Below are 25373 nucleotides of genomic sequence, written 5' to 3'. Positions count from 1 at the left end.
AAAATGGCAAACTTAAATTCAATTAAAAATAGAATTAATGTAATTAACAATACCAAAAAGATTACTAATGCTATGCAATTAGTATCAACTGCTAAATTACGTAGAATTAGAACTGAATTTGAAAGTATTGAAACGTATTTAAATTCACTAAACGAAATGTTTAGAGAATTAGCATCACACGTTGAGCCAAGAGAGTTTTACTCAATTTTTCCTAAAAACACTAATGTTGATTCTGATTTGCACATCATCATCACATCTGATTTAGGATTATGTGGTTCATACAATACTAATATCGTTAAATTACTTAAAGAAACTCTTAAACCAAGCGACAAAATCATTGTGCTTGGAGGAAAAGGACTTGCTCTATTACATTCATTTAAATATGATGAACAAGTCATTTCTAAATACACAGAATTAGGAGATAAAATCTCTTATGAACTTAGTTCTGTTGTATCTAAAAAAGCTTTTGAAGAATATTCAAACAAAAGAGTTGCTAACATTTACATCTATTACACAGAATTTATTAACAACATTACACAGGAAGCTAAAAAACTTAAACTCTTCCCACTAGACATTGAATCTGAAAACGCTAGTGTGCAAGCTAAAAACACAATTGAATTTGAGCCTAACTCAGAAGTGGTGCTTAAAAACTCAATTCCACTTTACTTAGCAAGTATGGTTTATGGACTTGCTACAGGTTCAAAAGTTTCAGAAATCGCTTCAAGACGTAATGCTATGGAAAATGCTACAAATAATGCAACAGACTTAGTTGATGAGTTAAGATTACAATTTAACAGAAAACGTCAAGGTAACATAACTCAAGAAATCAATGAAATTGTAGCTGGTGCAGATGCTACTTAATTAAAATAAGGAGGAATGAATGGTAAAAAACAAAGGAATTATCGTTCAAATCTTAGGTCCAGTTGTGGACGTTAGATTTGAAGAAGGAAAATTACCTCACTTACTTAATGCTGTTGAATTAGAACATGATGGAAAAGTTTACACATTCGAAGTTGCTCAACACATTGGAGATGATACAGCTCGTACAATCTCAATGGTTTCTACAAATGGGCTTCAAAGAGGAATGGTTGTAACTGACACAGGTGCACCAATTTCTGTACCTGTAGGAAATGTTGTTTTAGGTAGAATGTTTGACGTTTTAGGGAACCCAATTGACAACTTACCTTTACCAAAAGAAATTGAAAGAGATCCTATCCACGCACCAGCGCCTTCTTATGAAGAACAAAAAACTTCATCAGAAGTACTTGAAACAGGAATTAAAGTTATTGACTTACTTATTCCTTATGCAAAGGGTGGAAAAATTGGTCTTTTTGGTGGAGCTGGAGTTGGTAAAACGGTTCTTGTTCAAGAGCTTATTAACAACATAGCTACAGAGCACAATGGACTTTCAGTATTTGCTGGAGTTGGGGAAAGAACACGTGAAGGAAATGACCTTTACTATGAAATGAAAGCTGCAGGAGTTTTAGATAAAACTGCACTTGTATTTGGACAAATGAACGAACCACCTGGGGCACGTATGAGAGTTGCTCTTACAGGTCTTACAATGGCTGAGTACTTTAGAGATAAACAAAATCAAGACGTACTTTTATTCATCGACAACATCTTTAGATTTACACAAGCTGGTTCAGAGGTTTCTGCTCTTTTAGGGCGTATGCCGTCAGCTGTTGGTTACCAACCGACACTTGCTACAGAAATGGGTGCGCTTCAAGAAAGAATTACTTCAACACGTAGAGGTTCAATTACATCAGTTCAAGCTGTTTATGTACCTGCTGATGACTTAACTGATCCAGCACCTGCTACAACTTTCACTCACTTAGACGCTAAAACAGTTCTTGACCGTGGAACAGCAGCACTTGGGATTTATCCAGCTATTGACCCACTTAACTCTTCATCAAGATTACTTGATCCATTAATTGTTGGATATGAACACTATGAAACAGCTCAAGAAGTTGTTGCAATCTTACAAAGATTTAAAGAACTTCAAGATATTATTGCAATCTTAGGGATGGGTGAATTATCTGAAGAAGATAAGAAAATTGTTAACAGAGCAAGAAGAATTAGACAATTCTTATCTCAACCTTTCACAGTTGCCGAAAAATTCAGTGGAATTAAAGGTAGATATGTTCCATTATCTGAAACAATTAGAAGTTTCAAAGTTATTCTTTCAGGTGAATTAGATAACCTTCCAGAAGAAATGTTCAGATATGCTGGAAGCATTGATGATGTTATTGAACGTTACAAAAAATATCAAGAAGAAAATAACATTTCAACTGAATCATCAACAGATAAAAAATAATGAATAATACAACTCATTTATTAATCACAGTACCATCAGGTGTATTTTATGAAGGTGATGTAAACATTGTTACATTAAAAACAGCATCAGGTTACATCGGGCTTCAAGCTAATAGAACACCACTTTTCTCAAACATTGAAATTTGCAACTTATCAATTAAACCTGAAAATGGTGAAGAAATTCGTTGCTACATCGGTGGTGGTCTTGTATATGCTGATGAGAAAAAAGTATCAATCATAACAGATGATATTATCAATGTTAAAAACATTGATGTCCAAAGAGCGCTTCGTGACCGTGATAAACTTATTAAACAAATCGAAGAAGCTTCACACAATGATTCAGTAAACAAAACAAAATTAGAGTCTAAACTTAAAAAAGCTCTTTTTAAAATTGATGCATACAATTTATTCAATAAATAATATTCGCAACCTTTTTAGGTTGCTTTTATTATTCACTTGATATAAAAAAGGAAAACAAAAAAAGTTGCTATTAACAACTTTCTTTCATATGGGGCGAACGACGGGATTCGAACCCGCGCATGATGGGACCACAACCCACTGTGTTAACCACTTCACCACGTTCGCCATAATTAAAACTATTATACCACTATTTTAAGCATCTAGTAAACAATTTAATTAATTTTTAGACCTTATTTTAAGGTATTAAAATCTATTTTCAACATTATAAAAATGATATAAAATTTATTTTATTTAAGGAGTATATTATTATGACTGAAAGAGATAAATACATAGACTTATTAGTAAAAATTGTTGATGCATTCGGTGGGCTTGACAATATTACTTCATTCAATAATTCAGCATCACAATTAAGATATGATGTAAAAAATGTTTCATTAGTTTCAAAAGCAGAATTTGAACAATTAGGTGCTACATCAGTTAAAATTTTCGAAGCACAAAAACACATTCAAGTTGAATTACCAAATGCAGAAGCTTTAAATGCACTTATCAAAATTAACAAAGACTTAATTTCAACAATGTGTAAATCAGTTGAAGTTTCAACTGTTTCAACATCAAATAATGCTACAACATCTATTCAAGCAGTTTCAGAATTAGAAATCTTAGCACCTGCTTCAGGACACATTGTTTCACTTGAATCATTAAATGATGGTGTATTTTCAAATGATTTACTTGGAAAAGGATTTGCAATCAAATTAGATGGAACATCAGGTAAAATTGTTGCTCCATTTGATGGAAAAATAACAATGCAACCAGCAAGTAAATCACAAGTTATCTTATCTAACACATCATTAGGTGTTGAAGCTGTTATTGTTTTTGGTTTAAACTCATACAAATTAGATGGAATTGGTATGGATGCTAAAGTTTCATTAAACCAAGAAGTTAAATCAGGAGATGAATTAATCATTTTAGATTTAAACAGATTCAAAGCAGAAAACATTGATCAAGAAATTATTTTTGCATTAACAACTGATTCAAAATTACAAAACTTTAAAAACTTAGAACACAAAAACATCAAACATTCAGAAGTTATTGCTAAATTAGTTTAATCTTTAAATTAAACAGAGTTGTAAATCAGAGCAGAAAAAATCTGTTCTTTTTTATTTATCAAAAAAATATTTTTCTGGTGATATATATTACAAAAAAAGTTTTATAATAAAAGTACCTCATTATTTTTGATACTTAATGAGGTAACCTGGAATTAGGAAATATAAACTCTTTGATAGCATCTCTTTTTCCGGGACACAAGCACCATTTAAATGGTGCTTGTCTTTTTTTGTATTACAATTTTATATTATGAGTAAAAGTAAGAATACCAAAGGACATAGATGATTTAGTCACACAGAATTATTGACAGGTTTTATAGATCTAAAAACACGAGAAATTCACAAAGTCTTAATTTCAAATTCACTTTTAAAAAAGTTTGATAATTCAAATTCAAATATTAAGGATAATTTTTCATCATTTTCTGATAGTGATTTTACTGATAAGGAAATTTTTGAGAATGTTCAAGAATTATTCAATAGCAAGCAGACTGAAGTGGATTTTTCGACTTTGTATCGAAACTCAAACAATGAAGAAAAAACTAAATATGAAATATATACTGATGCCATTGAAAAATTAGCTATTAAAAAAATAACTGATGTTACAAAAGCGGCGAATTTTAAAGGTAAAATGCCAGAATATTTATTTAAAGCAATATGTTTCACAGATTCGAAAGTAAAGAATTGAGAAAAGTTTGATATTGATGACATATTGGAAAAAGATGAGGAATTTATAAAAAATAAAAAGGTTACTGAGTTTTTGAAAAAATTCTTTGAAAAGGGAAAAGATAACTTTGCAAATTATCCTGCTAAAAATCACAAATATTTCAATTGTGAAAAATTTGAACGAGATAATCCCGTATTATGATTTGTATATTACTTCTTGAAACTAATATTTCGCGATGAATCACTTGTGAAAATATTCAATGAGAGTGAGATGCAAAGATTATGATGATATATTATTTGTGGCAATAAAACAGAAGATTATCCTAATTCACTTACATTTATTCTTGCAAATTACTATCATTTTTATGCTGAAACATCTTTATATCTTAAGGCATTAGAAATTTCTGATTTTAATCACATAGACTCAACCGAAGGAACATTTTCAGATAAAAAGTTTATGGTTGATTTAGATAACGTAAATATATTGAAGCCATTTATTTACGATTTCAAGACTTATTCTGATTCTAACTATCTAAAAAGCGACCGAAATATTCATCAATTATGTTGGTATATTTACATTCTTATTAATAATAAAACAACAAATATAACTCATTAATTGAAAGTATTGAATTTACACCTGCGAAACCTACTGAAACAAATGCTATTGTTCGTGATTATCAGTTACCTGCTGAAAGCAATGGTGCTCGAGTTAAAAAGCAGATCTCTGTTGAAACTGATCTTCTGAATGAAGTTGCAACTAAAATTAGTGCTCAAAGAAAAAATGTTAAGGGTAGAGCTGCGTGAACTTCCTTAGGAGCTGTATTAACATTAATTTTGGTAGGAATTCTTCTTGGTATTCTAAAAGCAGCCGGATTAATGTAACTAGGTTGATAAAAGTAAGATAGAAAATCTAAAAAAACTGTTTTTCTACCTTATTTCAGCTCAATATGGCCGGTGGATTTGTCTTTATGAAAAGTATATATTAAAAATTCCTATCGTTTCAGCAGTGATAGGAATTTTTAATAATTATTAATTTTAGTTTTTTGATTCTTGTTCTAAAATTGATTTTTGTTTCTTAAAACGACCTAAGAAATTTTGGATTTTTGGTCTCATGTAACTTACAAATTTCGGTGTAACAAAGTATAAACATAAAGCATATAAGATTACACAAACACCAAATACGACAGTTACATCATAAGGGAATAATAGTCATTGTGGTTTTCAACTAGCTTCAGCTTTCTCTTTTCCTTCGTTAACATTAATCATTCTAGGAACTCAAAATAGCGTGATTATAATTCCGATAATGAATACATAGTTAACAAGTCTTCAAACACTCATTTTTTCTTTGAAAACAACAAAGAAACCAAATGATAAAACTAAAATTGGAAAGAAAATTGATGCTAATATACGTGCATAAAGAGGTACATTATAAACAGAATTTGGAACGATTCTATCTCAAGGGATGATGTTTCCACTTGTTAAAATCATTGCAGCAGCTAAAACTCAAAATATTACTAAAAATGATATGTATCAACCATTAATTGGTTTTCTGACTTTCTTTTCGTTTTTGTTTTCTTGTTTTTTATTATTCACGAGAATCTCTCAATCTCATCATTTTTAGGACAAATTCTGCAACAGGCATTGTTGTTGTTTCTTGTTTACCATATTCACGGTATGAAACAGTTTCATTTAATCTCTCAGCTTCTCCAACAATGATTTGGAATTTAGATTTTGACATTTGTGCTTCACGCACTTTTTTACCTAAACGTTCTTCACGGTCGTCTAATTTAGACCTAAAGTCTGCATTGAATAATAATTGGTTGATGTCTGATGCGTATTTCACATCTTCTGGATTATTTGTAGCAGGAATAACTGTGAATTGTTTTGGTGCTAATCAGAATGGAAGCACACCTTTTGTTTGTTCTAAAAGAATTGAAACAAAACGTTCATATGTTCCGATAAGACCTCTGTGGATCATAACTGGACATTCTTCTTGATTGTCTTTGTTTGTGTATGTAATATCAAATCTTTCAGGTAATAAGAAGTCAAGTTGTAATGTGGAAACTGTGATTTCGTGTCCTAAAGCTGTAAAGATTTGAATATCCATTTTAGGCCCATAGAAAGCAGCTTCTCCGATTTTTTCTTCGTATTTAACATCTAATTCATTAAGCACATTTCTAAGTTCATTTTCAGCTTCGTTTCACATCTTGTCATCTGAATAGTACTTATCTGTGTTTTCGGGATCTCTTAAACTTAAAGAAACATAACTAATTTGAATTTTAAAGATTTCTAATGTTTCTTTAATTAATTGATACATTGATTTGAATTCTTGAGCGATTTGATCTTTTCTAACAAATAAGTGTCCTTCTGTTAAAAGCATTCCTCTAACACGTTCAAGACCTGTAAGAGCACCTGATTTTTCATATCTGTAAAGTTGTGATTGTTCTGAATATCTAATTGGTAAGTCACGATATGAACGTTTTTCTGTGTTGTAGCAAATAATGTGGTGAGGACAAGTCATTGGACGTGCAATTAACTTTTCGTTTTCAAGCACAACTGGTTTAAACATATCATCTTTGTAGTGAGCTAAGTGACCTGAAATTTTGTAAAGTTCTTCTTCACCAAAGTGTGGTGTTAAAACTTCTGTGAAACCGTATTTTCTGTCCATTTTAAGAACAAGGTTTCTAATTTCATTGTGAATGTACATTCCATCTTCTAATCAGAATGGTAATCCTTGACCACCTAATTTGTTGAATGTGAATAATTTCATTTCTTTACCAATTTTACGGTGGTCTCTTTCTTTTCTATCTTTAAGGATTTCTAAGTATTCTTCAAGTTCTGCTGCTGTATCTCAAGATGTTCCATAAATTCTTGTTAATTGGATGTTATCTGAATTTCCTCTTCAGTACGCACCAGCTAAGTTAAGTAATTTAAAGTGCTTAATGTGTTTTGTATCTTCAACGTGTCCACCAGCACATAAGTCAACAAAGATTGTTTCATTACTTAAAGGATCTACAAGAGCATAGAAAGTAACTTCTTTACCTGCTGCTACTAATTCATCATAAAGTTCTTTTTTGTAGGGTTTACCTTCAAATGAATATTCATCAATTGAAACTTGCTTCATAACTAAATTTCTTGAAGCAAGTTTTTTCATAAACTTTTCAATTTTAGGTAATTCTGTTTCTGAAAGTGGTTCAGCAAATTCAAAGTCATAGTAAAAACCTTCTTCAGTGGCTGGGCCAAATCCTAATTTAACATTTGGATAAAGTTTTTCAACAGCTGCACCAAGTAAGTGACTTGTTGTATGGTTAAGTTTTTTATTAGCTTTCATATTAATTTACCTCTTATTTATCATTTTTGGGTTTTGTCAATGAGGAATAGAGTCCCATTTTTTTCATTAACTTGTTTAAATTATAATCTGCGATTTTAGAAGCTCTAATTGCACCTTCATCAGTTATTTTGTCAACTTCTTTTAAAGCTGCATTGTATTTTGATTGAATATCAATTAAAAGATTTTTAACTGATGTAGCAACTGCTTCTTTAAATTCTTTATAGTTTTTATCTTTAAATAATTCTTCTGCTTGTTCAAGTGTTATGTTGTTTAATGAAGCATAGATATTAAGTAAGTTTAAAATACCAGGTTTATCATTTGAAATGTATACTTTACCTTCTGAGTCAGTAACTGCTTTCATAATCTTGTTGTAAGCTTGTTGTGGGTCTTCAAGTAAGTAAATGGTTGATTTGGTACCATGTTCACTTTTTGACATTTTAGCAGTTGGATCAGTAAGTGATTTAATTCTTGCTCCAACTTTAGGGACAACTCCGTTAGGAATTGTGAAGTTAGCATTGTATTTTGAATTAAATCTTTCAGCAATGTTTCTGGTTAATTCAAGGTGCTGAGTTTGATCTTCTCCAATAGGAACCACATCAGGGTTGTATAAAAGAATATCAGCAGCCATTAATACTGGATACATTAAAAGACCAGTAGGTATTTTAGAAGTCCCGTTAGCTTGTTTGATTTGTTGTGACTTATCTTTGAATTGGGTCATTCTTTGCAATTCACCAATTGTCGTTTCTGATGTACAAAGCCAATTCATCATTCCGTGTGCACTAACTTGTGATTGATAGAAAATTGTTACATTTTCCGGATTAAGTCCACAAGCTAAATAAAGTGCAACAATGGTTTTTCTTGCTTTTTTAAGTTCAACTGGATCGACACTTCCAGTTGTAAGTGCGTGTAAGTCAGCTACAAAAATGTATGATTCATAATCATTCTGCATTTGCACAAAGTTTCTAATCGCACCAATGTAATTACCTAATGTTAAATCACCAGTTGGTTTTATTCCACTTAATAATTTTTGTTTCATAACACTCCTTAACTAATTAATAAAGTTATTTATTAATTATATTGTTTTTTAAATAATGTATATTCATTTTGTTGATTGATTTTACAAATGCAAATAGCCGAATTAATCAAACAAAATTAATTAATAAATTAAGCAAAAATAAGCAAAATAAAAAATCTTTTTAAATAGGTTATATAGAGCTAAATAATAATTCATTATTTATAAAATAATGATAGAATAAATAAGCATAAAACAGCAGTTTATTATGACTTTTAAATAAATTTAACATGACTATAACATTGCAAGTAGATTAGCTGATTTAATCCAAAGCATTAAGTTAAATTTAACTAGTTAGAAATAAACCCTCTAAGTTATGCAGAAAGAGGTAAAAATACTATGTCAAGATACACAGGACCTGTATTTAAAAAGTCACGTCGTTTAGGATTCTCTATCTTAGAATCAGGTAAAGAATTCGCTAAAGGTAAAAAGAGAACTTATGCTCCAGGACAACACGGAAACAAACGTGTTAAATTATCTGAATACGGATTACACTTATACGAAAAACAAAAAGTTAAACACTTATTTGGTTTAAATGAAAAACAATTAAGAAGAGTTTTTGAAAAAGCTGTTAAAGCTAAAGGGATTACAGGGACAAACTTACTTCAATTATTAGAAGTTCGTTTAGACAACTTAGTTTATAGAGCAGGATTTGCTACAACAAGAAGACAAGCTCGTCAACTTGTTAACCACGGACACTTTGTTGTTGATGGTAAAAAAGCAAACATCCCTTCTATGTCAATCTCATTAGGTTCAGAAATTACTCTTAAAGAAAAATCAAGAGACAACAAACAAATTCTTGAAGCTATGGAACAAAAAGCTGCTTCAGCTTGAATGACAAGAAAAGACTTTTCAGTTAAATTAGACCGTTTACCAGAACGTAACGAAATTCACCCAGAAATCAAGGATGCTTTAATCGTTGAGTTCTACTCAAAATAGTAATTAGGAATATTAGGAGATTTATTTATGAAAAAAGATATTCACTTACCATACCACGAAGTAAACGTTACTTGTTCAACTTGTCACAAAGTGTTCCAATTCAAATCAGTTAGACCAAACTTTACAGTAGACGTATGTTCAGGATGCCACCCAGTTTACACAGGGTCAAGAGCACAAGTTAAAGCGACAGGTAGAATCGACAGATTCAACAAAAGACTTGAAAAAATGAACGGTAAATAATTATTGTTTCATTTATACATCTAACTCAAATTACTTTATGTAGTTTGGGTTTTCTTTTTGACCTAGGAACAAGGTAATTTAGTTTATTTAATAAATTAAATAACTTAATAATAAAATTTCACTTTTATATATAAAGAATTATAATTATTAGATATTTTTTAAACCCTTAAAGGAGCATTATGAACTTTGAAGAAAAATATTTTTTCTTAAAACCTGGTTTCTGATCTTGAACCGGTGGAGGTGAAATATCAGAGACAATGCTAGCTCAAACTAATTTAGGTCTTAGATTATCTTGAGTTATTGCTATGTTGATTATTTTTGTTATTTGAATCTTCAAAAGACAAATACACCAAGCAATTAAGCGTAAAAATGTTTCTGCAAAAACTCAAGAAATATTAATTAGAACTGCAGGAGCACTAACACTTATATTTATTGCTGCTAGAGCTATTGTGTTTGGAGTTACACAATATCCAGGTAAATGAGAAACTATACCACTTCATATGTGTAGAATTTTAGGAATTTCAATCGGTATTGTGCTTTTATTAAACAAACCACAATGAATGAAATATTTAATTTCACTTAGTTTCCTTGGTGCAACTATTGCGCTTATATTACCTGATGTTAAGATAACTTACACACCTGATGAAACATTTACAGCATTTGGTAAATTCTATGAAAAAGGTAAAGAATACGAGTTCCATATTTACTACGATAACTACATATTCTATGATTTAATGGCACTTCACGTATTTATGTTGCTTTCTACATTTATCGTTTCTATTGTGTATCCATATTCAATGAGAAACAAAGATATCTTAACAACACTTGCATTATTCGGATTACTTGTTGTAGCTTGCTTCTTCTTAAACTGAACACTTGATGACTTAGCACCAAGTGCTTGAAAGAGCAATTACATTTACGTAGGAAAAGATAAATATAATCCATTCTCAAGTTTAATTGGCCCATTAATGAAATGACCATTTAATGTGTTTACATTAATTGCAATAGGAACGCTTTACTTATATGCATGTGCCGGTATTTTTATTCTTCAAGATAAAATTATTTTTAACTTTGGAAAAGGTAAGAAATTCTTATCATTTGGTAAGTCTTCAAAACAATTCTTAAAACCTAGATTCAATGTTAAAAAGTATGATAATTTATATGTATTTTAATTAGAAAATTAAGCAATCAAATTTGGTTGCTTTTTTCTTTTACCATAGTGTGCAAGCTGTAAAAAAAGAGCAGTAATTGCTGACTACCCTTTAGTTTTTTCATTGTAATATGTGCTTGTGCTTGATGAAAGTTCATCATCAATTGGTTGAAGTGTTTTGTGAATTGTTGAACTATTATTGATTTCATAAATATCAATTACGTTAGCATCGATCCCATCTTCAGCTGAAGCAAAGTAGTTTCTAAGCACTAATTCATAATCAACTGCTTGTGAAGGAACATAGTTAATGTAATTGAAGTTTGTTAAGTTTTTGTATGCACTAATAACATCTTCATTACTTAAATCAAGGTATGAAATTACTTTTGCAATATAAGACTTAATAAAGTCTGCTAATTTTTCAATTGTAATTTCTGCATTTTCATCTTTTTGTTCTTTAAATGTTTTTTCATTTTCAAAAACCAATGCAAATAAGACTTTAATTTCATCATCTGCATTTTCAGGTAATGAAAGTGCTGAAGCTTCTTTATCTGCTTCCGGATATGTAAAGTTCTTAATATCAGTCGCAACTTGTGTAAAGAAGTTGTTTAAGTTTTCTGTTTTGCTAAAGTAATCTTTAAGTCTGTAAGGATAGATGTTAATTCTATCGTCTAGATCAACATCTTCTTCACGTTCGCGATGTAAGAATTTCTTGTGTTCTGCATTTAATTCAAGATACTTATCTAAGTATTCTTTGTTAGCAGGAAGTGATAAATCAAGTAATTCAGCGTATTTGATAATTACGTTATTTAATTTGTCTTGATTTTCGTTTTCGTCTATGAGACCTAGCTCAACGAATTTATCAGTAGCTAATTCCTTAAATGCACTTGGTGAATCTTCTGTACCTGTTTGAAGGACTTTTCATCTTTGTGCAACAGCGTGCTCAATGAATAATTGTTTTTTAAGACCGAAATCTTGTTTTGCATATTTTTTGTCAATTTGGTCGAATTGTTCTGCTAATTCTGGTAAGTTATCTAAGAATCCGTCTCTAATTGTTTCTAAGTAGAGTTTGTTTGACTCTTCTGTGTTAACTTTAGATAAGATAAGTCCATCGACTAATAAAATGTTTTCTTTAGGTTTAATAACTCTAATTTCGCCATCTTCGACTGTACCTGGAAAGTTATCTTCTCCATAGTATGCATCAATAGCATCACCATTGTACATAATAGCTGCATTGATATCATTTTTAGGGTTAATTAAGTTATTTAATAATTCAAGTCCATCTCCTTGGAATGAGATGTTTTTGTGTCCGATTGGGAAACCTGTTCCATCTTTAATAAGCGAAACAAATGAATCAATTAGACCTTTGTATGTTTCTTTTGTAACTGCACCAGTGAACTGATCAGCACTGTGAGTTCCATCTGCATTTGTTCAATAAGATGAACCATATAATAAGTTATCTCTGACTGCGTCAGTGATGATTCAAGAATCAAATCCATTATCAGCAACTATTTTAAGCGAGTTGATAATAGAATTTGTTTCATATCCATTATTAAATTTATCTGCGTATAAATCAAGATTAATTGCATCGTCTTCGGTTTTCTTTTTAGATGAAATTGGTTTTTTCTTAATGTTGTAAGCAATTACCATATCTTGAGAAAAGTAAGGGAAAAAGTATTCTCAAAGTTCAGGGTAATTACCTTTTTCGTCTTTAAGCTCTTCACCATTAAATTTAGTCTTTAATTGTTCGTTGTAATTTTCAAGATGCTCTCAAACTTCAGATTTGATAATGTTTTTAAGATATTCTTTTGTTTTTTCTCTGTCGTTTTTAAGTTCAGGTTTGTTAAGTAAAATTGAATAATCAATTTTTTGTAAGCATTCTTTTTTAATAAGTGATGCAGCTAGGAAATCTCCACTAATTCCTGCAGCTGCTTTGTGGTTGATTATTGCATTATTAAACTCATTAACTTCGTTAAATTCAGCATAACTGAATACATCTCTTAACTTCTCTTTATTATCATTTGACATATATGATCTAAAGTTGTAAAAAGGTGGTTTATAACGGTTAATTGCTTTTGAAACAATTAAACCAGTTCCTACTGCTGCGATTGTTAAAATCCCAGCACTAATTAATGATGTTTTAATAATTCTCTTCATTATTATTTCTTACCTTTCTTAACTGCAACGTAAATAATGTTTCCGATAATAGTTAATACAAGGATAATAGCACCAAAAATAAGTCCTCAAGGCTCAAATGAACCTGCATATAAATCAGTTCCGATTGTTTGCATATTAGACACTGTTCTAGTGATGATAAAATCATCAAATGAAAGAACAGAAGCTACTATTACAGACATAATAATTGAAGGGATCATATAAACAAAGTAAGTTTTGAATCAAGATCTTAATTTTGAGTATCCTAAATCTTGACTTGCTTCGTAAAGGTTGTTGTTGAATTTTTCGCTTCTTGGCAACATAAGCGAAATTGCATATGGAAGTGTCATAATTGTGTGAGCTACTACAACACGTCCAAATCCTTCGCTATCTGTTTGAATAACTCCAAAGAAGATACCAAAGACAAGAACAAGCCCAATAGCTGTAATATTGTCTGGGTTAATAAGAGGAATGTTAATTGTAGAGCTTACATATGATCTAACAATTTTGTTCTTCTGTCTGTATAGTGCATATACAGTTACAAGTGAAATTGTACATACTAAAAAGCTTACAATAAGAGCTAAAAGTAAGCTGTTTACAAGTGACATTGCTCTGTTGTTATCAAATAAATGAAGTCAGTTGTCAAATGTCCCTTTAGTTCAAGTTGGGTTGAATTGACCTTTTGGTGTCGGTTGGTTAAATGAGTAAATAACTCCGAATAAAAGTGGTATATAAACGATTGCTAAAATGATGTAAATATAAGATCTTTTTAAGAATTTACTCATAGTGCGCTCCTTTTTTAAGTCTGAAAATTATTTTAGGAGTTACTAAAATAATTCCATAAATACTTAAGAAAATAGCAGATACCACGATAACTAAAACAGAAACTGCTGCTAAGTCAAATTTATTTCCTGGGTTTGCTCTTGAGTTGATAATATCTCCAACTGTTTGATATTGTGAACCATCTGGCAGAAGTTTTGCTGAGATAACAAAGGTTGTAGCAGACGCAAGGAACACCATACCAAAACCACTTAAGATAGCTCTAATACCATATGGAATGATAACTTTGAAAACTGTTTGAGTTTGATTGTAACCTAAGTCGTGACTTGCTTCAATGATGTTTTTTGGCATATCTTTAAACACTGTGTATAAAGGCATAATCATTAAAGGTAAGTTAAGGTACATAAGTCCAAATACCATAAATGCTTCATTGTTTAAACTTTTTGTGTTGTGCGCCATAATCCCTAAGAATAAGGCCTTAATTGAATAAATTCTAGCAATTGTGAAAATTGCAAGTGGTGAAATTATTAAACTAAGTGCACAAATTTTGAAAATCTTAGATTTAGATGTTGAAACAAAGTAAGCATATGGGAACCCGATGATTAAGCATAACATTGACGCTGCTAATCCGATTCATAATGAACGTCCCATAATTTTTCAAGTGCTTGATGACTTGATTAAAACTCAGTTATCAAAACTTTCGTTTGGAATAAGTGCATAAAGCACAATTAAAATAATTGGAAGAATAATAAGTAAGAGCGCAATTAGGAAATAAGGTCAAACTAGATGTGTTTTTTTATCAAAAGTGAAGTTGAATTTATTAGTTTTGGAATTCATTATTTGAATAATCTCACTTAGCGTCTTTACGCATTAAATGGACTGAGTCAATTGTTCAACTTAAGTAAACTTTTTCACCTAGTTCAAATTTTTTAGATGTTTCTACATAAATAACTGTTTGTTCATCAATTTCAACTTTAATGTAGTAGTAGCTTCCTCTGTAAGAAATGTCAGAAATGTGTCCTGATAATTTGTTTGAAGTTTTGGACGGTTCTGAGTAAATGTCAATATCTTCTGGTCTAATAAGTGCATCAAGTACTTCGCCTGGTTCAAATTCATCTGCTTCGTGAATTGTTTTGAACTCTTTGTTTAATATCTTAATTTTGCCTTGTTTTGTGAATTTAGCATCAAAGATGTTTGAATCACCGATAAATTTAGCAACTCAGATGTTAACTGGATAGTCGTAAATGTTTTTAGGTGTGTCATATTGTTCAATAACACCATCACGCATAACAGCAACTCTATCTGAAAGTTCAAGAGCTTCGTCTTGGTCGTGAGTAACAAAAATAAATGTAAGACCTAATTCTTGTTGAATGCTTCTTAATAACACTTGCATTTTTTGTCTAATTTTTGCATCAAGTGCACTAAGCGGTTCATCTAAGAGTAAGATTTCAGGTTCAATAACAAGTGAACGAGCTAATGCAACACGTTGTTTCATACCACCTGAAAGTTCAGAAATAGCTTTATCAGCATTTCCTGTAAGACCTACAAGATCGATGATTTTGTTAATTTTTTCATCCATTTCTTGTCTTGTCATTCTACGTTTGAAGTGTAGGTTTTGGAATGCTTCAACTTTTAATGCTGTGTAACTTTCTCAATATGAATAAACGAAGTCTGAGTTATCAAGTCATTTTTGAATTTTCTTGTATTGGTATGTTCCTTCTTTTAAGTTTTCAAGTTGTTCTTCATATTTTTCTTGTAACTTGTCAAGTTGTTCCATTTTTTTATGACTTAAAACATCTCATTTTTTAGTTAATTCTTCAAGAAGTTTTACTTTCTTTTGGTCAATAACTTCTTTAGGAATTCTTTTAAGTTTAAGACCATATGCAATGTTTCCATAAACGTTTAAGTGTGGAAAAAGTGCATAATCTTGGAAGATTGTTGAAACATTTCTTTTGTGTGGTTCAAGATCTTTAATGTCTAAACCATTGAATTTGATTTCGCCACGTGTAGTTCACTCAAAACCACCGATTAATCTTAAAATAGTAGTTTTCCCTGAACCTGATGGACCTAATAAAGTAACAAACTCACCTGGTTGAATTTGTAAATTAATACTATGTAAAACTGTTTTATTTTGAAATTCTTTAACAACATCAATTAATTCAATAATTGGTTGCTTATCTTTTTTTCTTTTAACTTTAATAGCCATTATTTTTAATCTCCTTTCCTTAATATAGTTTTAATAGCTATTTTAAAAGGGAGACCGTATCAAATAAGTTTTCAATGTATTCTTCACGTAAGTATTTTTTAGTTGAATAGTCAATATCATTGAATACTTTTAATACATTTGATATAGGTAAAATTTGAATTAAAAGCGCCTTACTTTTCATAAATGCTATTTTACTAAATTGATTAATTTTGGCCTGAATTTTTTTAACTTTTTTGAGGTAAATTTTGAGCAAAATTTTTTTGTGAGACCATAAAAAATAAGTGTGTTAAAATGGTTTGATTTTGATTGAATCTTTGACTTTAAATTCAAAACAAAAACCACCCGTGTGGTGGTTGCGTTTATTAGAAAATAATATTTCTTTGAGGGAACTTAAGTTCTCTTTGTGTTGTGTTTTCAAAAGTTCTTAGAATTTGGTTTCCTCTATCTAATTCTAATTCTTCTAAATTTATATTGTATAGTTCTTCAATTTGTTGTGCATCAACTTGACCTAAAGATGATTTGAATGCAAAGCAAATTGGATCCATAATAATTTGTGAAACACCACTTTCTTCTTTTACATAAAACTTATAGACAATGTTTGAAAATGAAACATAAAATTCATAGTATCCCGGTTTAATTATTGATTCAGTTACATTTGAAAAACTTGTTGGTCACATATTTCCAACTGGTTTGATTTCATTTGTTATATATGTATAGTGTGTATGTCCTGAAGTTGCATTAACTTCTGAGAAACTATTAACTTGGTTAATTGAATAGTGTAAATACTCATCTGAATGTCTTGGTTTTGAATCATCTTCAAAGTTAAATGATAATAAACCGTAATCATAAAACACAGTGTTAAAGTAGTAAATGTATTGTAAGAAGATGTAAATGTTTTCAGATAGCAATTGCGACATTTGTTCTAATGAAGCAGCAAATTCAGGTTTTTGAGCACCTTCGTTTTCCTTTTTAAGTTTTAAAACTGTGTCTTTAAGTGTCGCTAATTTGCTTCTTAACTTACTTAAATCTTCATTTGTGAAGTTATCTAATTTTTCTTTGTATTTAGGATCTAATGTAATGTTTTGTTCTTTTAAAAATTCATCAAATTTAGTTACTACGTAAGGTTTAGCTATTTTGTATTGATTGCCACCTGTTAAATCAATGCAAGCTACAGAAGCAATTGGTAATGCCGAGAAACTAAGTAAAGAAAGTGAGAATAATGATTTTTTCATAATGAATGTTAATTAACATCTACAAATGTATATGTTAATTTTACCCCTCCATAATTGTCTATAAATAAAATTTCATTGGTGTTAGCTTTGTTAGAGTTATCTACACCGAATGGAGCAAATAACTGCACATATTTGTTTAAATCAAAAATGTCTAATATATAGTCATTATTGATAATATTTGGAAATGTTTTTACATATCCGTGTAATTTAGGTTTAAGTAATTCAGGATTTTTTCAATCCTTTTCAATTCCAATTTCTAAGATAAATCCATTTTTAGATAACAAGTAATATAAATCATCAAGTGTTTCATCACTGTTTTTTGCATAAACATAATCAATGAATTGATTTGAACTTATTTTTGCATAGTTTGAATAAATTTTTTCAGGATCATTAGATGTGGTATCTAAGTTTTCATTATCTAATAATGTTGATTTGATTAAATCAAATTGAGTAATTGTAAATAGTGCATATAGTCAATTTGTTGATAATAATTTATCTATTTGAGCAGTTGATTGTTCTACTATAAATGGTTTTATTCTTGAGAATGTGCCTCAATCAAATTCTCCTTGAATAAATGATTGAGTCATGTTGTTCCCGAATACAAATGCATTTTTAATTTGCTGTTTGTAATCAGGATTGTTTAGTAATTCAAATTGTGAGTCAATGTAAGCTTGTTTTTGGGCTTCATCTTTATATACGATGTTAAGTAAGTTTCAAATTGAATCTTGTTTAATAAAGTTATTTCATTCAAGTTTTAAAGCGTTTTCTTGTTCGCTAGTTTCATCTGTTTTTGATACTGTGCTAGGTGTAAAAGATAAAGTTGCTAAAGGTAAACTTAATGGTGATATCATTAAAATCTTTTTAAGTAATTTACTAATTTTCATTAGCCCCCTTTCATAAGAAGAAAACATTAGCAGGTTCTCCATAACTTAGATCTTTAACCATACTTTTTTCAAATTGAACTAATCCTGTTTCGTATCCGTGAATAAATCTTGAGTGAACAATATTAGAAATTAAGTTAAGTGATATTTTGTTATTTTTTAAATCTCCAAAGTATCAATTTAATGGCTCTAATTTTAAATTAGAAACAGGTTGCAAAATGTTGTTGATAGTAATTCTGAAAACTAGTTTATTTTTCTTTAAATAATAAACTCTAGCATCAGCCATTTCACCTGATTCATCACCTAATTTGATGTCGTCAATGTATGTGTTTGGTACGTTGTAGTTTTTGTATTCGCTTTTTGTTTTTAATGATTGTTGGTATTCGTCTGATAGTGTATAACCATTTCCGATTGGATCTAATAATCATGATACAAATGTGAAGTCAAATTTATCTAAATTATTTAAGATAAAGTATCAGTTTTCTGAAATAAAATCTGAGAAACTATTAGCGAATTTTTCTTTTTTAGCAGGTGTATTATGTTCTTTAATTTCATTAATTTTTGCTGTTAATTCAGTTATTTTGTTTTCTGCTTCTGTTCTTTCATTACCTGAAAAGTAGACTAAGAGATCTTGTAGTCTGCTTTTTTCAGCAAGAGATTCATTTAATTCATCAGATCTAAATTCTTGTTTGTAACTTGTTGTTATTTCTTTGAATTTTTGAATGATTGATGATGTTTCTTGTTCTTGATTGTATAGATATAAACTGCGTTCTCTTTGACTTTCTGGTTTGTAAACGTTGTTTAAAAGAGTTTCGATAATCTTTTTATGATTAACTTGCTGCAAGTTTTCAACTTTAGGGTTAATTTGTGTTGAGTTATCTATGTATGCTTCTAATTTATTTGAAGATGTGTAATTAGCACAAGAAATTGCAACTCCACTAATAAGAGGTAAACTAATTAAACTTAATATTTTTTTAATTTTAATCATTTTGTACTCCTACTAATGTGTATCTAATAATTTGTCAGTTATCTTGATTAATTTCTTCTAACGCTAAGTACAAGCTTTGAAAGTAATTGTATGAATTAAATAACAAAATAAATTTAGCATAATCAAAGTTCTTATATATAAATGATAAATCTTCAACATTTATACTTTTACTGTATTCAATGTCATCATTTAATAGTTTATTGTGTGCAGCAACTAATTTGCTGTGTAAATTATCAATTGTTGCATCAATGTTATCTGTAGAGACAACTTTTAAGATTTCAGCAGATGCTTTTAAATGTGTTTTGTCTTCTTGTGAATATTTAAATACAGGTAGTATTAAATTTTCGTTTAGTACAACGTAAATCACATCTAAACTTTGAAGTGTTGAGTTGCTATCTAACTGAATATTTTTAACAACATATTTATTCAATTTGTAATTATGTAAATCAATATTTAACTTAATACCATCTTGTGTTGCTTTTGTGTATTTTGCTAATGTTAAATTCACACCAGCATCATTTTTTTTATCTTTGAAACTTGATGGATAAAAGTTTAAATAGTAATTGAATTTATTTAGATTGCTTAAGTATCAAAATCAGTTATCTCTAAATAGCATTTCTAATGTTTTTGACGCTTTTAAGGTATCTTGAATTTGAGTGTTGTTTTCTAAAATTGGATTGTTTAATATTTGCGCATATATTAATGATGATTGAATTTCTTTAATAAATTCATCTGGAATATTGTTTTGTGCATTTATATATAAATTCAAATCTCTTGAATTATTTATAAATTCAGAAGATCCTAATTTCTTTAGAAATGCTTGATGTGGTCTTTTTTCTTTTGAAACTTGTGGAGTAGTTTTTTCTGTTGTATTAGTACAAGAGAGTGATATTGTTGGTAAGAACAATAAAGGCGCAAGAAGCTTAATTTTGAATAATCTTTTCATAATAGATATCTTCAAGACTTTTATGTTTTTGTCCTGTTGAAACTAATTTACCTTTATGAATAAGTGTGTATGAAGTTGCATACTTATCAATCTCACTTAAAATGTGAGAACTGATAATTATTGTCTTACCTTGTTTATTTAATTCAGATAATATTTCAAACAATTTAAATCTAGCTGTTGGGTCTAAGTTAGCAGCAGGTTCATCAAGAATGATTAAATCAGGGTTGTTTAATAATGCTTGAATTAATAAAACTTTTTTCTTTTGACCTGATGATAAGTTGTTAGGTTTGTTTTTCTTTAAATCAGAGATTTCAAACTTTTCTAAAAAGTTATTGATTTTGTCTTTTAATTGTTGTTTGTCTTTGTTTCCAAATAAAGAAACAATGTATAAATATTCAAATACATTTAATTCTTTAGGGAAAATTGCATTTTCGGGAACATAACCAAGTTTTGCTTTTGATTTAGGATCTGAGTTAATAATTCCATTAATGTAAATTTGTCCACTAAAGTTTGTGTATGAACCAATGATTGATTTGATTGTTGTTGTTTTCCCTGAACCATTTTCTCCAATAAATGCGTGGAAAGAACCTTTAGGTACTTCAAAACTTAAATCAAATACTCCTTTTTTCTCATTAGAGTTATGATTATAAATCTTTGTTAAATTTTGAACTTTAATACTTGTGTTATTCATTATTTATAATCCTTTCTAATGTATAAAAGTGTATTTGCAGCTAATAGAGAAGCTCCTAAGATTATTCAAATCACAACAATGATTGATTTGTTAACAACTTTTTTGTTTCTTTGAATTGAATAAATTTGATCTGTTGTAGCAAATAAATAATTATTTGATTTTGTTAAATCGTATCTGATGACAATTTGGTTATTGATGATTTGTTGTTTTGGTACATATGTTTCAAATCCACCAATTTGATAATTGTAATCATCTAATCTAACTTTGAATTGAGATGGTGCATATGTATCTGTGTAGTCATCATTTACTAAAAGAGCATTTAAGTAAATTGAATCATTGTATGTAAAGTAAATGTAGTAAATAAGTGCTGAATATAAATAAATTTGTTTTTCAACTTTTGATTTAACTAATTTATTTTTAATAGCATTTTCATCAAGAACATTTGTGTTGTTATCAATTAAATTGTTTAATTCAGAGTTTTCATCATTTAAGTTTCTTTGAATATCGCTTAAGATGAAGTTTTTAATTGAAACTAAATCATTGTTTTTTACATATTCTTGCAATTCTTCTGAATTAAATAATTGAGCAAAGTATTTGTTTGTAAAACTATTAAACACATTTGATTTTAATAGTTGCTGTATGTTTTCTCATTTTAGTTTTCCGACTAAGTTTTCAGATGTAACAAAGTTGTATTTGTCTTCTAGGTAAATAATGTTAAAGTCTGAAGCACCTTCTCTTGCATAGATGATATCTGTGTTGATGATATTTGTGATAGATGATTGATTTTTAAGTGCACCTGGAACTATATATTGTTCTTTACCTTCACTTATTTGATACTTACGTAGGTTTGGTCGTTTCTCGAGAATATATGAATATACTTGAGAATCAGTGTTCTTGTAATATAAGTAATCACTTAAATTATTAGTGTTCTGATTATTTAGTTTATTAAATATATCTTCATTATTAATGTTGAATATTTCTAACATTTGATAAGGAATTGCTAAATATGAATAAACACTTCACGAAGTAGATGAGTTTTTTGAAATCTCGTATGCCTCTGATAAGTATGCATCTTGTTTTTGACTAAAACTTGTTGCATCATATCCGTTAGGGATGATGTAGTAATTATCTTTATTGTTATCTAAATAAAAGTAATTAGTATTTGAATCATTGCCTGATGGTTGATTAGGGTTTTTAGAATTTAAATAGTAAGCAAAGTTATTAGCTGTCGATGTTGAGTTTGATGAGATAAATCCTCCAGCTAAAAACATCGGAATACTGAATAACAGTGGAACTGTTATAGCAATCTTTGAATTAAGTTTATAGCTTATTAATGAAGCAATTGAACCAAAGAAGATAAATGCTAAAAATATTGTGATTAGCGTGATAAATACGAATGCTACAAAGTAACTAACATCTAATCTTAATGTTAATCCTAATATTAAATTAAATAAAGAACAAAATAATGCTCAATACAATCCCATTAATAAAAACATTAAAAGTTTACTTATAAAAATAGTCTTTCTGGATATGGGTTTAGAAAATGTAATTATTTCTAAGCCTTCTTCTTCTAAATCTTTATATAAGTTAATTGACTTTAATGAAGAAAAGAAGATAGTTATAAATAACAATCCAAAACTAGCACAATAAATAACTAGCGATTTGTTTTGTATATTCATAATTGAAATAATAATTGAAAGAACAATCATTATTGTTCCAACTAAAGCAGGTATGATTCAACTGCTTTTTTTCTTTAAAATTACTTTATGAAGAAAGTAGATATAGTTTTTTATTTGTGTCATTATTAACTCCTTTTTGCACTTTCATATTACTTTAATATTATTAATAATTTGATAATAATTATACATTAAATAAATAACCTGATGGTTATATTCTTTATATTTTTTTAAAAATAAATAGGTAAAATATATCTTATGAACGATGATTTAAGAATAAGCAGAATAAAAGAGAAGATTAAAAAAACTCCACATAAGAGTGGAATTTATTTATGGAAAAACGAATTAGATCAAGTCATTTACATCGGTAAAGCTATTGATTTAAACAATAGATTAAATCAATATTTAAATAATTCAATTAACTCTTATAAGACATACAAGATGATTGATGAAATCTATGATTTTGATTTTGTTACATACAATACTGATCAAGAAGCTTTTTTAGCTGAAAAGAACTATATTGAAAAATATCAACCCAAATATAACATCAAGTTACTTGATGATAAGAGATATCCATATTTAAAATTGAATATCAATACTAAAGACCAATTAGAAATATACAAAAACTATGTATATTCTAAAACAACAGATACAACATTTTCATATGGTCCTTTTTCAAATCAACACGAGTTTAAACATTTGTTAAAGGTTTTAACTAGAGTCTTTATGTATGAAAATGGATTGCCAATTAAAAATCAAGCTTATTCTGTGTCAAAATACAAATTTGACAAAATCATTGAAATTTTAAAATTTCAAAATAATGACTTTTTAGATAAGTTGATTTCTTTAAGAGATAAAGCAAGTGAAAATTGAGATTTTGAACTTGCTAAAGAATATAATGATTCTTATCATTTATTGAAAAGAATCAAAGATACACAATTAGTTGAGCTTCAAAACATCAAAAACATTGATGCGCATACATTCATTGTTAAAGATGGACACATATCTATACAAAGTTTATTTTATAGATATGGAGTGCAAACTGCACACAATAATGAAATCAATAAATTAAATAACTATTACATTGAGAATGTAATTGATTATGTATCTGATTATTTAGAAAGATACTATTCAGATAAAGATTATCCAGATCACATTATTCTACAAAGTGAATATGAACAAATTCAACTTAATACAAAACTGAATAATAAAATCATCTTTCCCAAAAAAGGATTATTCTTGGAAATCTTGAATTTATCATTGTTAAATAACAATGAATATTTAAAGATTAATATTAATGATGCGATTTTAAAAGAAGAAATCAATATTAAAACTCAAAAAGAATTAGAAAATATTTTAAATGCTGAAAATAAAATTAAAAATATTTATTTGTTTGATAATTCACATTGATATTTAGAAAATCCAATAGGAGTTTCAGTTTGTTTTTCAAACGGTAAAAAAATTCATGAGAATTATAGATTTTTTAATCATGAAGAAGAATTTAAACAAATGAGCAAGCATTCTGATTTAGAACTTATGTATCTAACTGTTTTTAAATTTGTTAAAACATTTGCAAAACCTTTAAATATTGACGAAAATGATATTTTTATTGTCGATGGATCGTTTGAACAATTAAAAGAAGCAAAATATGCATTAAAAGAATTAGAATTCGAAAACATAAAAGTTTTTGGTCTTGTTAAAAATTCAAAACACAAAACTGAAAGATTGATTAATGATAAAAATCAAATAATTAATATTTCACAAGATGCTTTATTTTTGTTTACAAGAATGCAAAATGAAGTTGACAGGTATGCTAAAAGTAAAATGAAACATAAATATTTAAATAAATTCAGAGAATCAGATTTAAACTCAATACCAGGGATTGGTGATGCAACTGTCAAAAAACTTCTAGATTATTTTAAGACATTTGAAAATGTTAAAAATGCATCAATAGAAGAATTGAACAACGTTATTGATAAAAAGAAATCTAAAATTATTTTCGAAACATATTCAAAATAAAAATATTTAACTTTTAAAATGGGTCACGAAATATGGACAATCCATATTTCGTGACCCATTTTACTTTTTTAATCTTTTTATAAAATTTTATAAATATTAAAATCTAATTGTATAGACAAAGGAGAGGGAATGAAACTATTACCATCTAATATTTCAAAACATTTAGAAACAATGTTTGCAAACGATATTAACCAAATCATTGCTTTGATTAACAATTGGTGGTTAATTAATTATAACCAACCGTTTGGTTTAATTGAAATGGATGCTATTAGATTTGGTAATAGCATTAGTCTGAACAAAGAAACTACCGAAGAAAAATGATATAACGGATGTTTAATTAATTGGGGACTAAAAGCAATATTAAGATTAGTTTTTGATTTACAAACAACTAAACCCATTGCACTTGATAATGCTAATCGTATTCTTAACACTAACCTTTTTAGCACAACTTATTGTCGCATTCTTGAAGAATTAAGGAGATTAAAAAGAAACAATTATGAAATATAAAGATTATTCTAAACAATTGGTTTAAGTAATAATAGTTTTGTCTTTTTTATTATGAATTAAAT

The 25373-nt window shown here is 28.7% G+C and carries 24 protein-coding genes and 1 tRNA gene; 10 read left to right on the top strand and 15 right to left on the bottom strand.

Annotated features, from left to right (window positions below; genetic code table 4):
• Window positions 1-3: 3 nt before the first annotated feature.
• Genes atpG through atpC form a run of 3 tightly spaced genes read left to right on the top strand, consistent with a single transcriptional unit; the run spans window position 4 to window position 2736 of the window.
• On the top strand, window positions 4-861 hold the full coding sequence (gene atpG, locus NPA13_RS01945; RefSeq protein ID WP_257088729.1) for an ATP synthase F1 subunit gamma: 858 nt from the start codon (window positions 4-6) through the stop codon (window positions 859-861).
• A 19-nt stretch (window positions 862-880) separates the two neighbouring features.
• Entirely contained in the window at window positions 881-2317 is a 1437-nt protein-coding gene (gene atpD, locus NPA13_RS01940) for a F0F1 ATP synthase subunit beta (protein WP_257088727.1), read from the top strand.
• Window positions 2317-2736, top strand: coding sequence for an ATP synthase F1 subunit epsilon (atpC, locus tag NPA13_RS01935; RefSeq protein WP_257088725.1), 420 nt, complete (start codon window positions 2317-2319; stop codon window positions 2734-2736). The genes atpD and atpC overlap by 1 nt, the downstream gene beginning before the upstream one ends.
• An 89-nt stretch (window positions 2737-2825) precedes the next feature.
• Here atpC and NPA13_RS01930 read toward each other — a convergent pair.
• A tRNA-His gene (locus NPA13_RS01930) sits at window positions 2826-2901 on the bottom strand.
• A gap of 143 nt (window positions 2902-3044) precedes the next feature.
• Here NPA13_RS01930 and NPA13_RS01925 point away from each other — a divergent pair.
• Window positions 3045-3842, top strand: coding sequence for a PTS glucose transporter subunit IIA (locus NPA13_RS01925; RefSeq protein ID WP_257088723.1), 798 nt, complete (start codon window positions 3045-3047; stop codon window positions 3840-3842).
• Window positions 3843-4089: 247 nt separating this feature from the next.
• Complete coding sequence (locus tag NPA13_RS01920) at window positions 4090-5118, top strand: hypothetical protein (protein ID WP_257088721.1); 1029 nt, start codon at window positions 4090-4092, stop codon at window positions 5116-5118.
• Between the two features lie 419 nt (window positions 5119-5537).
• Here the strand turns inward: NPA13_RS01920 and NPA13_RS01915 are convergent, their stop codons facing one another.
• From NPA13_RS01915 to trpS, 3 genes are read right to left on the bottom strand one after another with little or no spacing between them, the layout of a single operon-like run.
• A complete protein-coding gene (locus tag NPA13_RS01915; protein ID WP_257088719.1) occupies window positions 5538-6095 on the bottom strand; it encodes a hypothetical protein in 558 nt (185 codons plus the stop codon).
• Window positions 6088-7833, bottom strand: a complete 1746-nt coding sequence (gene thrS, locus NPA13_RS01910) for a threonine--tRNA ligase (protein WP_257088717.1) — start codon at window positions 7831-7833, stop codon at window positions 6088-6090. The genes NPA13_RS01915 and thrS overlap by 8 nt, the downstream gene beginning before the upstream one ends.
• A 13-nt stretch (window positions 7834-7846) precedes the next feature.
• Complete coding sequence (trpS, locus tag NPA13_RS01905; RefSeq protein ID WP_257088715.1) at window positions 7847-8869, bottom strand: tryptophan--tRNA ligase; 1023 nt, start codon at window positions 8867-8869, stop codon at window positions 7847-7849.
• 375 nt (window positions 8870-9244) lie between these two features.
• Here trpS and rpsD point away from each other — a divergent pair, with 375 nt between their 5' ends.
• From rpsD to NPA13_RS01890, 3 genes are all read left to right on the top strand, one after another.
• The gene (gene rpsD, locus NPA13_RS01900) at window positions 9245-9844 is read left to right on the top strand and encodes a 30S ribosomal protein S4 (protein WP_257088713.1); all 600 of its coding nucleotides are present in this window, start codon (window positions 9245-9247) and stop codon (window positions 9842-9844) included.
• A 27-nt stretch (window positions 9845-9871) separates the two neighbouring features.
• Window positions 9872-10084: a 50S ribosomal protein L31 gene (rpmE, locus tag NPA13_RS01895; RefSeq protein WP_257088711.1), complete on the top strand. Its 213-nt coding sequence runs from the start codon at window positions 9872-9874 to the stop codon at window positions 10082-10084.
• Window positions 10085-10263: 179 nt separating this feature from the next.
• The gene (locus tag NPA13_RS01890) at window positions 10264-11256 is read left to right on the top strand and encodes a YwaF family protein (protein WP_257088709.1); all 993 of its coding nucleotides are present in this window, start codon (window positions 10264-10266) and stop codon (window positions 11254-11256) included.
• Window positions 11257-11339: 83 nt separating this feature from the next.
• On the opposite strand, the gene NPA13_RS01885 is transcribed toward NPA13_RS01890, so the two are convergent.
• From NPA13_RS01885 to NPA13_RS01835, 11 genes are all read right to left on the bottom strand, one after another.
• A complete protein-coding gene (locus NPA13_RS01885; RefSeq protein WP_257088707.1) occupies window positions 11340-13388 on the bottom strand; it encodes a hypothetical protein in 2049 nt (682 codons plus the stop codon).
• Window positions 13389-13390: 2 nt separating this feature from the next.
• Window positions 13391-14170, bottom strand: coding sequence for an ABC transporter permease (locus NPA13_RS01880; protein ID WP_257088705.1), 780 nt, complete (start codon window positions 14168-14170; stop codon window positions 13391-13393).
• Window positions 14163-15002 (bottom strand): ABC transporter permease, encoded by an 840-nt coding sequence (locus NPA13_RS01875; protein ID WP_257088693.1) that lies wholly within the window; start codon window positions 15000-15002, stop codon window positions 14163-14165. The genes NPA13_RS01880 and NPA13_RS01875 overlap by 8 nt, the downstream gene beginning before the upstream one ends.
• A complete protein-coding gene (locus NPA13_RS01870; RefSeq protein ID WP_257088691.1) occupies window positions 14986-16371 on the bottom strand; it encodes an ABC transporter ATP-binding protein in 1386 nt (461 codons plus the stop codon). The genes NPA13_RS01875 and NPA13_RS01870 overlap by 17 nt, the downstream gene beginning before the upstream one ends.
• A gap of 37 nt (window positions 16372-16408) precedes the next feature.
• Window positions 16409-16552: a hypothetical protein gene (locus NPA13_RS01865; protein ID WP_257088689.1), complete on the bottom strand. Its 144-nt coding sequence runs from the start codon at window positions 16550-16552 to the stop codon at window positions 16409-16411.
• Window positions 16553-16733: 181 nt separating this feature from the next.
• Window positions 16734-17603, bottom strand: coding sequence for a hypothetical protein (locus NPA13_RS01860; protein ID WP_257088688.1), 870 nt, complete (start codon window positions 17601-17603; stop codon window positions 16734-16736).
• Between the two features lie 8 nt (window positions 17604-17611).
• On the bottom strand, window positions 17612-18487 hold the full coding sequence (locus tag NPA13_RS01855) for an aromatic motif membrane protein (RefSeq protein ID WP_257088686.1): 876 nt from the start codon (window positions 18485-18487) through the stop codon (window positions 17612-17614).
• Complete coding sequence (locus NPA13_RS01850) at window positions 18477-19472, bottom strand: aromatic motif membrane protein (RefSeq protein WP_257088684.1); 996 nt, start codon at window positions 19470-19472, stop codon at window positions 18477-18479. The genes NPA13_RS01855 and NPA13_RS01850 overlap by 11 nt, the downstream gene beginning before the upstream one ends.
• Window positions 19465-20418, bottom strand: coding sequence for an aromatic motif membrane protein (locus NPA13_RS01845; RefSeq protein WP_257088682.1), 954 nt, complete (start codon window positions 20416-20418; stop codon window positions 19465-19467). Before NPA13_RS01845 ends, NPA13_RS01850 begins: the two co-directional genes overlap by 8 nt.
• Window positions 20396-21109, bottom strand: a complete 714-nt coding sequence (locus NPA13_RS01840) for an ABC transporter ATP-binding protein (RefSeq protein WP_257088680.1) — start codon at window positions 21107-21109, stop codon at window positions 20396-20398. Before NPA13_RS01840 ends, NPA13_RS01845 begins: the two co-directional genes overlap by 23 nt.
• Window positions 21109-22911 (bottom strand): ABC transporter permease, encoded by a 1803-nt coding sequence (locus tag NPA13_RS01835; RefSeq protein ID WP_257088678.1) that lies wholly within the window; start codon window positions 22909-22911, stop codon window positions 21109-21111. The genes NPA13_RS01840 and NPA13_RS01835 overlap by 1 nt, the downstream gene beginning before the upstream one ends.
• A gap of 132 nt (window positions 22912-23043) precedes the next feature.
• Here NPA13_RS01835 and uvrC point away from each other — a divergent pair, with 132 nt between their 5' ends.
• Complete coding sequence (gene uvrC / locus NPA13_RS01830; RefSeq protein WP_257088676.1) at window positions 23044-24804, top strand: excinuclease ABC subunit UvrC; 1761 nt, start codon at window positions 23044-23046, stop codon at window positions 24802-24804.
• Between the two features lie 129 nt (window positions 24805-24933).
• Window positions 24934-25311 carry a hypothetical protein gene (locus NPA13_RS01825; RefSeq protein ID WP_257088674.1) on the top strand — a complete coding sequence of 126 codons (378 nt, stop codon included), beginning with the start codon at window positions 24934-24936 and terminating at the stop codon, window positions 25309-25311.
• Window positions 25312-25373 lie beyond the last annotated feature (62 nt).

Origin of the sequence: Mycoplasma sp. 2045, assembly GCF_024582715.1 — a bacterium.
Lineage (GTDB): Bacteria > Bacillota_I > Bacilli_A > Mycoplasmatales > Metamycoplasmataceae > Mycoplasmopsis.
This window is presented reverse-complemented; position numbering and strand designations above follow the sequence as displayed.